The organism is Nocardia barduliensis, assembly GCF_013315795.1.
GTDB classification, from domain to species: domain Bacteria; phylum Actinomycetota; class Actinomycetes; order Mycobacteriales; family Mycobacteriaceae; genus Nocardia; species Nocardia barduliensis.
The window spans coordinates 19,005-33,955 of record NZ_JABLTE010000049.1; the positions used below are offsets into that span (position 1 = coordinate 19,005).

Below are 14,951 nucleotides of genomic sequence, written 5' to 3' on the forward strand. Positions count from 1 at the left end.
TTGCGTTTCATGGCGTTTTGGTGGCTGCGGCAGACGACTTGATTGCGGATCGCTATGACTGGATACACGGCAAGACTCTCGGGGATGCTGGTAGCACTCGCCGTGGCTGTGGCGACCGCCGGTGTCGCCGCGGCGGAGCCGTCGCATCCCGCCGGTCCGTCCACCGACATCCGCCTCGCGACCTGTCCGGCGTTGTACGCGTTGGGAATTCAGGGCACCGGCGAGTCCTCACCGGACGCGGCGCCGACCACCGACACCGGCATGCTCTCCACCGTCTTCCGCCCGATGATGGCGAAGGCTCCCGACACCCGCTTGGTCGACCGGGCTTATGTGCCATATGAATCCGGCTTCGGTGGTGTGACCGCCGGTGGTGCGGCGCCTTACTCGGAATCGGTGGCAGGCGGCCTCGACCGTTTGCGGAGCATGGCCGAAACCGTCGCCGACACTTGCCCGAACACCCGCTTCGCGATTGTCGGGTACTCGCAGGGCGCGCACGTCGCGTCGATGTTCGCCCAGGAGATCGGCCAGGGCCGCGGCGTACTGCCCGCCGAGAAGATCGCCGCCGTCGCGCTGTTCGGCGACCCCACCCGCAATCCGGGCGCACCGCTGTTCCCCGGGGCGCCGGGCAAGGCGACGCCGGACCCCGCCCCGGGAACCTCGGGTGACCGGCTGGGCTCCATCGCCGCCCTGCCGCAGGCTCCCGCCACCGGCGGCGGCATCGGCCCGGAACGGGACAAGGCCGCCAACTTCGGGGCGCTCACCGGCCGGGTGGCGAGTTTCTGCGCGGCCGGCGATCTCGCCTGCGACGCCCCGGACGGCGCGCCCATCCTGAAAGCGGTCGCCAACGTGGTCGGCCAGTCCAAGCTCAGCGGTGGCGACCCGATCGCCTCGCTGGTGTCGATCGCGCAGGCGCTGGCGTTCACCTCGATCAAGACCGCGACCCGAGTGGTCGACGAGGACGTGCAGGGCAATTCGCTGGCCACCCTGGCGATCTCGCCGCAGAAGTCGATCTCGCAGCGTCTGGCCGACGCCTCCGACCCGCGCACGCCGCTGAATCTGCCCGGGGCGTTGCAGGCGCTGCTGAAGGTCGGCATGATCGGGTTGAATTCCGTCGTAGCGGTGGTCCGAGCGGTCATCGCCCCGGCGAACATCTCCGAACTGGCCACCGCGGGCCTGGCGAATCCGGCCGCCGCGCTGCTGCAGCTGGGCGTCAGACTGCTCGGCGCCATTCCCCAGCTGATTCCGCCGACCACCGGAGTCCGGCTGGTCACCCAGGCGTTCGACGCGGTGGTGCAGAACATCACCGACAACAGCGAGCTGCTGAACACGGCCACGTGGGTGCGCTACTGGGACACCGTTCAGCGCCACACCGCCTACGGCAGCGCGACCGTCTCGGCCAACGGCGCCGCGCCCACCCAGTTCGTGGCGGACTGGTTCGCAGCCGTCGCCCGCGACGTCGCCGACGCCTTCGGCGGCAATGCCGAACCGCGGGGCGTGCTGGAGAAGCAGCCCACCGGATTCTTCGGGGACGGCTCCGGCGCGTCTCCCACGCCGAGTTCGTCCGGTACGGGACAATTTCCGTTCGGGACAGGAGCCGATGGCGCCTCATCCGGCGGCGTGACATCGATTCCGCCCACCGACCGACCCGGCATACCCGACGCCTACCCGTTCTCCACGAACTGATCGCCGAGAGGGTCCGACGATGCGATACTGCGTGCCCTGCTCTGCGGGAATGGGGGAATGTTGAAGTCGTACAAACAGCTTTCCCGCTGGTACGGCGCTCTGGAGCCGGAGGCCGACGCGCCGGAGACAGTCGAGCGTGACGAGCCGAACGTCATCGCCCCCGCGGACGATGACGGGCCTTCCCGCTATCCGGACTACATTCGCGACGACGACGAGCCGTGGCAGCGCAGACCCGACGAGGTCCCGGCGGATCTGCCCGCGCAGCGCAGCGAATTCACCGGCGGGTGGTCGGACTGGGTGGTGACCGGCCACGCGCCCGGTCCCGACGACGACTACGTCGCGCCCCCGGCGGTCGGTCCGGTCCCGTTCCCGTGGGCCGACGACGACGAACCCGAACCGGAGGAACGGCCGCGTCCCGCGGTGTCGCGTGCGTTGCGGCAAGCCGCCCGTGACCACCCCGCCGTGCGCCGCGCCCGGCTGCTGATCATCGTCATCGTGGCGGTGCTGGTCATCGCCGTGGCCGCGGTGGGCGTGCTGTTCCTGCTGCGCGCCGCGGCCGAGCGGGCCGCCTCGCCGCGGGACTCGCACATGTCCGAGTCGGTGCAACTCACCGTCGGCGGCGCGCAGGCGGGCGCCGATCCGCGCGCGATCAGCGCGGGCGCCTGCCCGACCGAGCGCACCGACACGGTCGTGCGCAGCGCGGAGGCGGGCGGCACGGGCTCCGGGCCGGACGCGGTGCTGTCGTTCCAGCACGCGTACTACGTCGAACGCTCCGGTGAACGAGCCCGCGCGGCCGTCGCGCCGGATGCCGACGTCCCGCCTGCCTGGGTCATCCAGCGGGGGATCGACTCGGTCCCGGTGGGCACCGCGCATTGCGTGCGAATCGTGAGCAGCGGTGACAACCGGTATTCGGTGGAGGTGACCGAGTACCGGCCCGGCGGTGTGCCCGCCACGTACAACAGACAGACGGTCACCACCGCGGTGATCGACGGCCGCACCTTGATCACGGGTATCGCGGCCGGATAAAGGAGAGCAGAGGCGATGGGAGAGGACTGGAGCCGCTGGCTCGACGAGACGCCCGGCGAGGGCGCGGCGTCGGGCCGGCCGGTGCGTTCCAAGGCTCCGGTGGTGCGGTTGCGGCGCGGCAAGGGCGGCGGCTCCGAGGCGGATCAACCGGCGCAGCGGCCGATTCTGGTGGTCGGTGGGTGCGGTGGCGCGGGTACCACCACGACGGCGTTGGGCTTGGCGGGTGAACTCGGCACGGGTGGGACCCCGACGGTCGCGGTGGACGCCACGTCGGCGGGCAGCGATCTCGCGCTGCGCGGCGCGGACGAGCATCTGCACCCGATCAGTCTGCAGAGTTGGCTGTACGGACGCGGTGACGACGAGCCGGCGCCGTTGAAGGAGTGCCTGTCGCGCGCGACCTCGGGTATCGGTCTGCTCTGGCGGGATGCCGCGCCGTTGCGCAGGCGTGCGACCTATCTCACGGTCGCGCGGGCGGTGCACGACGCGGGATACACCGCCGTCTACGACGGAGGGCACCCGATTGCCGCCAGGCAACTGCTGCCCTTGCTCGACGACGCGGATGTGGCTCTGGTGCTTGCCATTCCGGCCCGCACCGACGCGGCCAACCGGCTGCGGGTCGCCCTGGAATGGCTCGACGACCAGTTCGGCGACGCGGGGGAGGGACACGGCGGCGGCGTGGTCGGAGACACCACCATCGTCATCTCGCACCAGTACCCGGGTGACGATTCCCGGGTAGCGGATTATTTGCGCGAGCACCTGTCCGGCTGGGTCCGCGACATCATGGAGATCCCCTACGATCCGCACCTGGCCCGTGGTGAACTCGTGCGGCACACCTCGCTGGCCACCGAGACGCGCCGGGCGTATGGGCGCCTGCTCGCCGGGGTGGCATCATGACCGCCGCCATGATTTTTCCCCGCCAGCCCGACCCGACGCCCGCCGGTGTGATCGCCCCGCCGGAGTCCCGCCGCGCCGCCATCTGGGACCGTCCGGTACCGGGTGTCGGCCGTGCGCCACTGGTCTGGCTGCTGGGTGTGCACGGGGGTGCGGGAGCCAGTACCCTCGCGCATGTGCTTGCGCCCGCGGCGGATTCGGGCCGCCGCTGGCCCGGCGTCTTCGACCGCGAAAGTCCGTTCGTCGTCCTGGTCGCCAGGGAGACCATCGCCGGTCTGTCCCGCGCCCACGACCTTCTGCGCCAGCATCTTTCGGGTTTCGCGGGCCCCTCCGACGTGCTCGGCCTGATCACCGTCGCCGCGCGCCCCGGCCGGATGGCTCCCGAGATCCGGCGCTACCGCGACGTGGTCGGCTCGCTCGCCGGACAGGTGTGGCAGGTGCCGTGGTACGAGGAGTGGACGCTGGTCGAACCGGAGCAGCTGCCGGTGTGGTCGCCCGGTGATCCGCTGCCACCGCGCAAGCGCAAGCTCGATCTGCTGGAGGAAGTCCCGCTCGATGTCCGGGAGCTCGGCGCCGACATCGTGGCGGCCGCTCGGACGGCACTGGAGGAGGCCAGCTACGACCGCCGGTCACCGGATCTGCGCAAGCCGCCCGACGAGTGAACGTCCGCATCGAAACGGCGACAACCACCCACTATTCGAGAAAGGCACCCGATGAGCATGCTCCTCCTCGCCGTGCAGGACACGTACGGCACCGTCCTCGCGCAAGTCGGTAATCCGACGCCAGAGGCGCCGCCGGGCTCGGAGAAGATCCTGCAGCTGGTGCGGTATCTCACGTGGTTCGTCCTGCTGTCCGGGATCTGCGGCATCGTCTACGCGGGCGGCAGGTTCGCCTGGGAGAAGTGGACGGGCGGCGGTCTGGAGTCGCCGAAGATGGTGGCGGGCGCGATGATCGGCGGCGTGGTCGCCACCAGCGCGGGCACCATCATGAACGCCGTCATCGGCACCTGATGCCCGCGATGAGTACCGTGCGCATGCTCGCGGCCGAGCCGCTGGCCTACAAGCAGATGCCCGCCGACGTTCTCGCACCGCTGATGCAGCTGCTGAACTGGCTGCTGTGGTTCGTCCTGCTGGTGTGCCTGGCCTGGATGATCGTGTCCGCGGGGAAGCTGTGGCTGACCTTCCGTAGCGATCTGGCCATGAACGACGCCTCGCACGGCGTCCTGATGAGCCTGCTGGGAGCTGTGGTGGCGAGCACGGCGTCGGGCATCGCCCTGGCGTTCCTGCCCGCGTGAGCCGGAGCGGGACGGGGACGACGCGGGAATGAATTCGACAGTACTGCGGCCGGAGGACGCCACGGTGTGGCGGCGGGAGATCCGCCGCCCCGCGGCGGGAGTCGTCGGCGCCGCGCTGCTGTTCGCGGCGGTCGGCTGCGGCGGCGAGGAGACGGCGGTGCCGGACCTCACGGCCGCTCCCACCAACGTGCGGTGGCAGCCGTTCCAAGGTGTTTCGCTGCCGCACACCGACCAGGGGCCGCGGTCGACGGCCGACGGCGCCGCCACCGGTTTCGAGCACTCGCCGCGCGGCGCGGGCGTCGCCGCGCTGACCCATGCGGTGCGGCTGGCGGTAGCCGCCGACACCCAATGGGCGAAAGTGGCGGCGCGCGAAGTGGTTCCCGGCCCGGCCAAGGACGAGTGGGCGATCAATCGGGTGCAGCTGTCCATCACCGGCCCGGCGGCCCCCGAGTTCGCGCCTCGCTTGCTGGGCTACAAGATCACCGGATACACCGAGCGGCATTCCACCGTCGAGGTGTACACCGAATACTCCGACAGCTCGAAAGCGGTGCACCACACGACCGTCGAGTGGTTCGGCGACGACTGGAGATTACGACTGCCCGACCCGGACTCGACCGTCCGGCCCATCGATTCGATCGACGCATTACCCACCGACATCGTGAAATTGGAGGCACCGACGTGAGCGACAGGGAGTCGTACGCGCGCGATCGTGTCTCCTTCGGCGTGGTCGCCTCCGCCGCCGTGCTGGCGCTCATCGTGGTGGTCGGCATCTTCGTCTTCGTCAGCCGGGGCGACGAGCAGGTCGGCGGCGCACCCGCCGTCACCGAGGGCTCCGGCGGCACCGGCTTCGCGACCCCCGAGGTGGACATCCTCGGCAGGCGCGTGGACGTCCCGAACAACGCCGCGGGACAACCGCTTCCGCAGGATCCTTCCCGGCAGCGCAAGCCCAGCGATCCGGACTGGCTGACCGCGGCGCCGGAGGGCACCACCGAACCGCACGGCTGGCAGCGGGTGTACGGCGCCTCCGTGCCGTTCTCCACCTCCGACGGCCCGACGCGGATCGAGGACGACCTGGCCGTCGGCTACGCGCACACCCCGCAGGGCGCGGTGCTGGCCGCCGCGCAGATCACCTATCGGCTCAACGCGCGCCCCGCCGACCGCGACCTGTACGTGCGCCAGGTGCGGGTCTCCGCTCAGCAGATCGCCGCCTACGACAAGGCGCTGGCCGACGACCGCCTGCCGGAGCAGCAGCCGGAGAAGGTGACCCGTTACTTCGTCGCCTCGGACGCGTTCAAGGTGGACGACTACGCCGACGACCTCGCCATCGTCCGCCTGGCCACCAGGGGGCCGGTCGTGGACGGCAAGCAGCTCTGGGCGGCGACGCGCCTGGTCATGGTGTGGGACGCGGGCGACTGGCGCCTGAAGCCGTCGACCACCAACAACGCGCAGACCGAGTACGTCGAGTCGTTGCAGGGGTGGACGAGATGGTGAGCCGTAGGAGGTCTTCCGATCGCATGCCACTGGCCGTCCTGGGCGCGGGTGCGGTACTCGCGGTGGCGGTGGCCGCGGTCGTCACCGTGGTCGCCGTTCGGGACGACGCGCCGCACGATCAGGTGCCGCTGACGACATCGGCGTCGGAGAACCCCGGCGGGCGGGCTTCCGGGGCGTCGTTCGCGGGTTCCGCCAAGGACTCCTTCGGGCATCGGTTCGATATCCCGACCGACCCCGCCGGACAGGCTCTTGCGCAGTCGGGCGCGCTACGGACGCCGGCCGATCCGGAGTGGCAGACCGGTGCGCCCGGCGGGACGAACCAGCCGGGCGGTTGGCAACAGGTCTACGGCGGCCCGGTCATTCCCTTCTCGACCACCGATGGACCGGCGCGCATCGACAACGGCGTGCCGTCGGGATTCGCCAAGACGCCGCAGGGCGCCGCGCTGGCCGCCGAGCAGATCTACTGGCGGACCGTGGCACGGCCCACCGACCGCGCGCTGTGGCGGCAGTTGGTGATCCTCACGCCCGAGGAGCTCGCCGATCGGGAGCGCAAGATCGCCGAGGGCAAAGTGCCGGACGTGTTGCCCGAGAGTGTCAAACCACTGCTGTACGCGTCCGACGCTTTTCGAATCGAAAGCTATGGTGACGATTTCGCTGTTGTTCGTGTCGCCCGCAAGACCCGTGAGTTCCTGCACGGTGGGCGAAGTTGGGTGGCCATGAGACTCAACGTGGTATGGCGGGACGGTGGCTGGAGACTGAAGTCGTCCGCGGGCGACGCGCAGCCGCTCGAGACGATCGGTTCGATCGATGGGTGGACACAATGGTGAGGCGGCTAGTCACAATTCTCGCGGTCATCTTCACGGTGATGATCGCGACTCCGACCGTGGCCTACGGCCAGAACTACGGTTTCGACGAGACGTGCAACGAGATTCACGACTCTCTCGACGGCCTCGGACTGCCCGGCTTCACCCTCGGTGACGCCGCGTCGGCCGCGTGCAAGGCGGGCAACGCCGCCACGCATCCGGGCCAGGCGGCGACGGCGGTGAAGGACAAAGCCTGGGATTCGACCTTCGGCAAGGTGGTCGATTCGCTGATGAACGGTCTCGGCGAGGCCATCATCCTGGCGCTGACCTTCTGGATGAAGGTGCCCAACGAGGCGGTGAGCGATTCGGGCTCGCTGTTCACGAAGATCAACGACTACACCTATCAAGCGCAGATCCTGCTGTTGATAGCGTCGGTGATCCTCTCCGGGGCGCGCTTGGCCGAAGCCAGACGCGGGGCCGCGATGAACGAGGCGGCCGAATCGTTCCGGATGTTCACCCGCGTCGTGTTCAGCTCCTGGATGCTCGGTGCGGTGATCGTCGCGGGTACGCAGGCATCGGACCGCTTCGCGGAGTGGATCATCGACGACTCGACCAACGGCAACGCCAAAGACCTCGCCGAGCTGATGGTGAAAACCAGTAAGCTGCAGGCGTTCTCGCCCGGCCTGGTGCTGATCATCGCGATCGTCGGCCTGCTCGGCGCGCTCGCGCAGATCGTGCTCGCCATCGTCCGGCAGGGCCTGCTGGTGATCGCGGCGGGAGTGCTCCCGCTGGCGGCGGCGGCCTCCGGCATGAACATCGGCAAGCAGTCCTACCAGAAGCTCATCGGCTGGATCATCGCCTTCATGCTGTGGAAACCGGTGGCGGCGATCGTCTACATGATCGCCTTCACCACGGCGGGTCACGTCGACGGCCTCACTCCGACCGGTGGTCTGCCCGACGGTGAGCAGGCCCAGCGCATGCTGGTCGCGATCGTGCTGCTGTGCAGCGTGGCGTTCGTGCTGCCCGCGCTCATGCGACTGGTCACCCCGGCCGTCGCCATCGTCGGCAGCGGCGGTTCCGGTTTCACCGCGGCCGGCGGCACCCTGATCGCGGTCGCGGGTTTGGGCGCCATGGGCACCAAGGCGGTCGGCGTCAAGGGCACCGCCGCGGCGGGTGCGCCCGGCTATGTGAGCGGCGGCGGGACCGGACCCAGGCCCGGCGGCGCGGGCCCGCGCGGCGGCGGTGTGCCGCGGCCGACTCCGCCGCGCGGCGGCGGTGGTGGTCAGGGCGGCGCGGCCCCGCGCGCCTCCGGACCCGCGGGCGCGGCCGGAGTACCGTCCGGAGCGGCAAGGGCGGCAGGCCGGATCGGGGCGGCGCGCGCCGCGAGCGGTGGGCTGAACAGGGCAGATCAAGCCATGGGTGACGTCGCGGGCGATCGCTGGACGAACCGTTCACCCGACCTCGGGAGGAGCACCATTCCGCGATGACACTCACCGACACCTACGAGCGGCGCTCGTACGGGCTCTGGCAGAAGCCGCGCAGCGCGGGCCTGTTCGGCCTGCGCTGGGAGGAAACCGTTCTCGGCTTCGCGGTCGTGATCACGGCGCTGATCACCGCGATGGTCGGCGGCTTCCAGTGGGGCATGATCGTCGGCGGCGTTGGTGTCGTCGTGATGGTCCCGCTGGTGTGGCGGACCGGAGGTCGTTCGGGCTACGAGACGGGATTGATGATGTTCAACTGGATGCGCTCGCGCAATCGCGGCGAGCACGTGTACCGCGGCGGCCGCTTCTCCCGGATCCCGGGCGGCGTCACCCGCCTGCCCGGTCTGCTGGCGCCCTCCAAGTTGTACGAGGGCATCGACGCGGGCGGCTACAGCTTCGGCATGATCCACCTCCCGCAGTTCGCCCAGTACACGGTGGTACTGCGCGCGTGGCCGCAGGGCCACGAGGCGGTGGATCAGCCCGTGATCGACCGGTGGGTGTCGGCGTGGGGCACCTTCCTGGCCTCGGTCGGCCAGACCAGCGACATCGTCGCCGTCGTGCCGGTCATCGATACGGTGCCCGAGACCGGAAACCGTTTGCTCACCGAGGTTTCCACGATCACCAGGCCGGAGGCGCCGGAGCTGGCCCAGCAGGTGATGTACGAGCTGGCCACCGAGCTGCCGCAGGAGCGGGTGCAATTGCTGCCGCGGGTGGCGATCACGTTCAAGGCCACCACCGCCGAGCGCCGCAAGAACCCGGCGGAGGAGGCCGTCGAGATCGGTCGCCGCCTGCCCGGCATCTGCGCCGCGCTGGCCGAAGCCGGTGTGCGCGCCCAGCCGATGTCGGCCGACGAGGTGATCTCGTTCATCCGCCGCAGTTACGACCCGGCCTCCCAGGCGGATCTCGAGGTGGCGGCGGGCGAACCCGAAGGGCACGGCCTGGATTGGGCGGACGCGGGCCCGGTGTCCCACGACGAGAAGTGGGACCACCTGGTGCACGACGGTGGCCGGTCGGTCACCTGGGAGATGGACGCCGCTCCCGAGGGCGCGGTGGACGAACGGGTGCTGCAACGGCTGCTCGCACCGAATCCGGAAGTACCGCGCAAACGTATCGCGATCGTGTACCGTCCGCACTCGGCCGCCGACGCCGCCGAAATCGTCGACGACGATTTCAAGAACGCGTTGGTGGCCCAGCAAAGTGAACGCGGAGTCGTGTCCGCGGCGGCGACGCTGCGGGTGGGCGCGACTCAGCAGGCCCGCGAGGAGCAGGCCAGGGGTCACGGTGTGACCCGCTTCGGGGCGCTGGTGACCATCACCGAGCCCTTGCGCGGTGACCTGCCGCGCATCGAAGCCATCACGCGCGATCTGTCGACGCAGGCGCGCTTGAAGATTCGGCGGTGTTACCGCTACCAAGCGGCGGCCTTCGCGGCTTCGCTCGGTTGCGGGGTGATCCTGCCGGAGCATGCGACTATTCCGAAGGCACTGGCGGGGTGAGCGATTCATGGCACGCGACTACGAGCCACCCGTACGGGAACGGGACGAGGACGCACGCCGCAGGCGACTCGAGCAATCCGGCCGGGACGAGTGGGGGCAGCGGCCGGAGCGGCGGCGCCCCGCACGGGATTCGGCGCGGGTGAACGGCGAGGACCGGCTGGGCGTCGACCCGTCCGACCGGCGGGCCGCCGAGCGGCGCGCGCGAGCGGGCGCGGGCCGTGCCGACGCTGTGCGCGCCGACCGGGCGCACGCCGACCGGTCCCGCGGCGAGCGGAGTTCCCGCACGTCCCGTGACGCGGCCACCGAGCGCATCGCCGCACGGCCGGATCGCAACGGCGGGAGGAACGGCCGGGTGGCACGGCCCGCCAAGGTCGACTACACCGCCGACCGCGCCATGGGCACCCCGTACACCGACAAGGCGGCCCGCCGCGCTAAGGCGAAAGCCGATCGGCGCAAGCAGTCCGGCCCACCGCTGCTCGACGACGCCACTCGCGCCAAGCTGGAGATGATCGCCCGGGAGGGCAGTGGCCTGCGCGCGGCGTTCGCGCAGTTCCGGGTCCGCACCGACGACATCCGCCGCCGCAACTACGCGGCCCGCGCTGAGCAGACCATCGAGGACGGATTCGACCGCAGCACAGCGCAGCTGACCGACCGCGGCTACGCCGGACCGGGCGGCGGCCGCATGAACGTGGTCGGCCGCCCGGTCGAGTACCGCGCCACCACCGCCCAGGTCGCCGGTCTGTGGCCCTGGTCGGTCGGTGCGGGCGCGCCGCTGATCGGCACGCCCCTCGGATCGCATCTGCACACCGGAGCGCCGGTCTGCTTCGATCCGATGAACTGGTTCATGCGCGGAAGTTTCATCACCGCCCCCAGCCTGTTCGTGCTCGGCCTCAACGGTTTCGGCAAGTCCTCGCTGGTCCGGCGGATCGTGCTGGGCGGCATCGCGCAGGGAATCACGCCGCTGATCCTGGCCGACGTCAAACCGGACTACCGGAAGATGGTCGAGCTGGTCGGCGGCCAGGTGATCGACCTGGGTTACGGACACGGCAAGCTCAACCCGCTGGCGGCGGGTGTGCTCGGCGCGGTCGTTCCGCGCCTGGAGGAGTTCCCGGCCCTGCAGTTGCAGGTGTTGCAGGACCTGCGGGCCAGGCAGGTGACGTTGATCGCGGGCCTGGTCGAACTGGTGCGCGGCGACCGGGTCCGCGACTACGAGGAGACCTTGATCTCCACCGCGCTGCGCATCCTGTACCGGCCGGGCAGCGGGTACACCCCGGACAAACCGCCGATCATGGAGAACCTGCTCGAGGTGATCGTCGGTGGCGGCGAGGAATTGATGCTGGACGCGGGTTCCGACGACCCGGCGGAGTACCAGGAAGCGATCAAGGGGCTGCGCCGCTCCCTGCGCGCGCTCACGCAGGGGCCGTTCGGCGCGGTCTTCAACGGGCAGACCACCGTGCCGATCGACACCAGCGCGGTCGCGGTGTGCATGGACGTCTCGCACATTCCGACCGGCGACAAGAAGCTCAAGGCCGCGGTCATGCTGGCCTGCTGGGCCGACGGGTTCGCCTCGGTCGAGGCCGCGCACGTGCTCGCCGACGCGAAGCTCGGCCCGCAGCGCTATTTCCAGGTGGTGATGGACGAGCTGTGGCAGGTGCTCGGCCTCGGTGACTTCATGGTCGACCGCGTCGACGAGCTCACCCGGTTGCAGCGCGGCATCGCCACCGCGCTGATCATGATCAGCCACACCATCAAGGACCTGCAAGCGCTCGGATCGGAAGCCGCCATCGCGAAGGCGCTCGGTTTTCTCGAGCGGGCGCGCGCCAAGATCTTCGGCGCGCTCCCGGCCGAGGAGATCAAACGGCTGGACAGCACGGTTCCGTTCACATCGGCCGAGGAGGAGATGGTGACCGGGTGGTCCGCACCGCAAGCGCTGACCGGCGAGGCGCTCAAGCCGGGGCAGCAGCGGCCGTCCCCGCCCGGTACCGGCAAATTCCTCTTGAAGATCGGTGAGGACCGCAGGCCCGGCATCCCGTTCCACATGGAATTCACGCTGTCGGAGAAGGAAAGCGGGATCCACGACACCAACCAGCGGTTCAGCGAATTCACCGAATCGACCGCGCGCGGAACGGACTCGCCAGGGAGTGCCGCATGATGCCGCACCGGTCCTACCGTCGCGTCTCTCCGGAGGTGCGCCAAGCGGCGGTCGAGCAGGTCATCGCGCTGACCGGCAAGCTGCGCAGTGAGTCGGAGGCCTGCCGCGTGGTCGCCGAACAGATCGGCGTGCACACGAATTCGGTGCGCAACTGGGTGCGCGCGGCCGAGGGCCCCAGTCTGGAGCGGATGGACGCGGTCGCGCTACGGCGCAAAGTGGCCCTTCTGCAACAGCAATTGGCGGCCGCCGCCGAGATGAACCGCACGTTGGCCGACACGCTCAACGAAGCCCGGCGCCGGACGTGAACGACGGCTGCGCGCGGCACGATGCCGGAGTGCGGCGGTGAGCGGCAAATCGGCGTTGTGGACGGCGCTGGGCGCGGTGCTCGGTCTGGTCACCATCGTGCTGGTCATCGTCATGCCCGCGGTGGACGACCCCTGCGAGGGGGGCTCGGTCCTCGGCTCGCAGTCCGCGCTTCCGCCGCTGGGCGGATACGCGCCGGGTGATCAGCGCGCGGCCGCCACCGCGACATCCGGTGTCTCCCAGACCAATCCGGCCGCAACCGCCACTCCCTCGCTCGCCGCGGGGGTGGGTCGCCTGCGCCGCACGTTGCCGATGGCCACCGGAACGTTCACCGTGTCCGATACTTTCGGTTCGCGCGGCGGAGCCCACCGGGGCATCGACTTGGCCGCGGCCGACGGCACCCCTATCTTCTCGGTGTCCGACGGCCGCGTGGTCGCCGCCGGTCCGGCCTCGGGATTCGGCAACTGGATCGTGGTCGACTCGGTGGATACCAACGGCCGTTCGTACTCGGCGGTCTACGGCCACATGTGGGACTCGGGCGTGTTCGTCCGGCCGGGTGACACGGTGACCGCGGGGCAGCACATCGGCGCCGTCGGCTCGGCGGGTGAATCCAGCGGCCCCCACCTGCATTTCGAGATCGTCCCGGGCGGCAGGTTCACCGGCGGGCGCCAGATCGACCCGCTGCCCTGGCTGGAGGGCGCACCGACCCCGGACGTCGGCGGTGCGCGCGCCTACTCCAGCGACCCGCGTTGCAGCCTCGGCTTCGGCACCGCGGGCGGCGCGCTCGCCGCGGGCAAGGTGCCGCAGGAACTGGAGATCTGGTATCGCCGTGCGGGTTCGATCTGCCCGCAGGTCACGCCGTCGCTGCTGGCCGCGCAGGGCAGGCAGGAGTCCGGCTTCCGCCGCGGCGCGACCTCGCCCGCCGGGGCGCAGGGCTTGGCGCAGTTCCTGCCGACCACGGCGGTGAGCATCAATCCCGATGACGGTCAGCCCTATGTGATCGACGCCGACGGCAACGGTGTGGCCAGTGTGTGGGACGACGGGGACGCGATCATCGGCCAGGGCCGGTACATGTGCGCGATCGCGCACAAGATCCAGCGGTGGCAGGCCGAGGGGAGGGTGCAGGGCGACCTCGTCGCGTTGACGCTTGCGGCGTACAACGCGGGTGAAGGCGCGGTGCTTGCCTCCGGCGGCATGCCGAACCAACTCGCGGCCCACTACGCCGAGACCCAGCCGTACGTGCGCAATATCCTCGCGATGGAGGCGGAATACCGGGCGCCGGGTTCGCTCGGCCGGTTCACTCCCGGGCAGGGTTCCACCGGCGACCAGATCGTCGAAGCGGCGCACGAGTGGCTCGGCACCCCCTATGTCTGGGGCGGTGGCGGGCCCCAAGGACCGAGCGGCGGGGGACTGGACGGGCCGGGCCTGACCGCGGCGGCGGTGTTCGCGGCCTCCTCCGGCACCGTGACGCTGCCACGCACGGCCGAGCAGCAGTGGGAGGCGGGCGCCGAAGTGCCGATGAGCAGAGCGCAGCCGGGAGACCTGGTCTTCAGCTCGTTCGGCCCGCGCGGACCCGCGCAGGTCGGCGTCTACGTGGGCAACGGGCGGATGATCCAGTCGGTGCCCGGCGCGGATGCCCGGTCGCCGGGCGGTGTTTCGGAAGTCGCGGTACCGGGGGACGGACGGGCGAGGAGGGTGCTGTGAGCGTTGACGGGCCCGAACACGCGGCCGCGGGACTGCCGCGACCGCCCCGGGTGCGGCTAGCCTGGATGGATAGAGCGAATGCACGTGTGAAACTGGTGGTGATGCTGGTGCTGAGCGCCGCGGTGCTGAGTGCGGCCTGTGGCCGTGCGGACCGCGCGGACGCGGGATCCGATGCGGCGCACCCCGCTACGTCCACACCCCGGCTACTGGAGGGCGTCCCGGCCCCGGACCCGGTGACGCCCGACGGCGTGGCGGTCGCGGCGCTGCGCGAGATCTACAGCTGGCAACCCGCCACCGAGACTCAGGGCGCTTCGCTGGGCCGGGCGCGGAAGTTTCTCGGCCCCAGCCTGATTCGTATGCTGGATGCGGCGCCGACCGCGGTGGAGACACCGAAGTCGACGTTGCAATGGTCGGATTGGGCGAGGGAAGGGGCGCGGGTGGAGGCGTTCACTTTCGCGTCCGGTGAGAAGGCGCCGACCCTGAGCGACCCGAACGTCCAGCAGTTCAAGATCGGGATCGAGCAGACGGCCGTCTATCCGGACGGGCGCAAGGAGCCGTTGCCGCCCGCCACGGTGATCGCCACCGTCGTGCGAACCCCCGACGGCTGGCGGCTCGACGCGTTCCGCTGAC

Annotated in this window: 15 protein-coding genes; all 15 read left to right on the forward strand. The window is 70.5% G+C overall.

Going from position 1 to position 14,951, the window contains the following annotated elements:
• The first annotated feature begins 84 nt into the window (after window positions 1-84).
• The 15 genes from HOV91_RS21315 to HOV91_RS21385 all read left to right on the forward strand — a co-directional run bounded on the left by HOV91_RS21315 (window position 85) and on the right by HOV91_RS21385 (window position 14,950).
• Complete coding sequence (locus HOV91_RS21315) at window positions 85-1,683, forward strand: cutinase family protein (protein WP_174187175.1); 1,599 nt, start codon at window positions 85-87, stop codon at window positions 1,681-1,683.
• A gap of 57 nt (window positions 1,684-1,740) precedes the next feature.
• Window positions 1,741-2,709, forward strand: coding sequence for a DUF8176 domain-containing protein (locus HOV91_RS21320; protein ID WP_174187176.1), 969 nt, complete (start codon window positions 1,741-1,743; stop codon window positions 2,707-2,709).
• Window positions 2,710-2,724: 15 nt separating this feature from the next.
• On the forward strand, window positions 2,725-3,603 hold the full coding sequence (locus HOV91_RS21325) for a MinD/ParA family ATP-binding protein (RefSeq protein ID WP_174187177.1): 879 nt from the start codon (window positions 2,725-2,727) through the stop codon (window positions 3,601-3,603).
• Window positions 3,600-4,262, forward strand: coding sequence for a DUF6668 family protein (locus HOV91_RS21330; RefSeq protein WP_043727602.1), 663 nt, complete (start codon window positions 3,600-3,602; stop codon window positions 4,260-4,262). The genes HOV91_RS21325 and HOV91_RS21330 overlap by 4 nt, the downstream gene beginning before the upstream one ends.
• A 51-nt stretch (window positions 4,263-4,313) precedes the next feature.
• A complete protein-coding gene (locus HOV91_RS21335; RefSeq protein WP_043694168.1) occupies window positions 4,314-4,610 on the forward strand; it encodes a hypothetical protein in 297 nt (98 codons plus the stop codon).
• A gap of 8 nt (window positions 4,611-4,618) precedes the next feature.
• Entirely contained in the window at window positions 4,619-4,894 is a 276-nt protein-coding gene (locus tag HOV91_RS21340) for a hypothetical protein (RefSeq protein WP_181724852.1), read from the forward strand.
• Between the two features lie 28 nt (window positions 4,895-4,922).
• Complete coding sequence (locus HOV91_RS21345) at window positions 4,923-5,576, forward strand: DUF8175 domain-containg protein (protein WP_246350502.1); 654 nt, start codon at window positions 4,923-4,925, stop codon at window positions 5,574-5,576.
• Window positions 5,573-6,385, forward strand: a complete 813-nt coding sequence (locus HOV91_RS21350) for a DUF8175 domain-containg protein (protein ID WP_174187178.1) — start codon at window positions 5,573-5,575, stop codon at window positions 6,383-6,385. The genes HOV91_RS21345 and HOV91_RS21350 overlap by 4 nt, the downstream gene beginning before the upstream one ends.
• 23 nt (window positions 6,386-6,408) lie before the next feature.
• Window positions 6,409-7,212 carry a DUF8175 domain-containg protein gene (locus HOV91_RS21355; RefSeq protein WP_174187179.1) on the forward strand — a complete coding sequence of 268 codons (804 nt, stop codon included), beginning with the start codon at window positions 6,409-6,411 and terminating at the stop codon, window positions 7,210-7,212.
• Window positions 7,213-7,250: 38 nt separating this feature from the next.
• Window positions 7,251-8,675: a conjugal transfer protein TraG N-terminal domain-containing protein gene (locus HOV91_RS21360; RefSeq protein ID WP_246350504.1), complete on the forward strand. Its 1,425-nt coding sequence runs from the start codon at window positions 7,251-7,253 to the stop codon at window positions 8,673-8,675.
• On the forward strand, window positions 8,672-10,162 hold the full coding sequence (locus HOV91_RS21365; protein WP_174187181.1) for an SCO6880 family protein: 1,491 nt from the start codon (window positions 8,672-8,674) through the stop codon (window positions 10,160-10,162). The genes HOV91_RS21360 and HOV91_RS21365 overlap by 4 nt, the downstream gene beginning before the upstream one ends.
• A gap of 7 nt (window positions 10,163-10,169) precedes the next feature.
• Window positions 10,170-12,314, forward strand: coding sequence for a putative type IV secretion/conjugal transfer ATPase (locus HOV91_RS21370; RefSeq protein WP_174187182.1), 2,145 nt, complete (start codon window positions 10,170-10,172; stop codon window positions 12,312-12,314).
• Complete coding sequence (locus tag HOV91_RS21375; protein ID WP_174187183.1) at window positions 12,311-12,619, forward strand: transposase; 309 nt, start codon at window positions 12,311-12,313, stop codon at window positions 12,617-12,619. The genes HOV91_RS21370 and HOV91_RS21375 overlap by 4 nt, the downstream gene beginning before the upstream one ends.
• A gap of 37 nt (window positions 12,620-12,656) precedes the next feature.
• A complete protein-coding gene (locus tag HOV91_RS21380; RefSeq protein WP_174187184.1) occupies window positions 12,657-14,321 on the forward strand; it encodes a peptidoglycan DD-metalloendopeptidase family protein in 1,665 nt (554 codons plus the stop codon).
• An 86-nt stretch (window positions 14,322-14,407) separates the two neighbouring features.
• Complete coding sequence (locus tag HOV91_RS21385) at window positions 14,408-14,950, forward strand: hypothetical protein (protein ID WP_312884723.1); 543 nt, start codon at window positions 14,408-14,410, stop codon at window positions 14,948-14,950.
• The last annotated feature ends 1 nt before the right edge of the window (window position 14,951 follow it).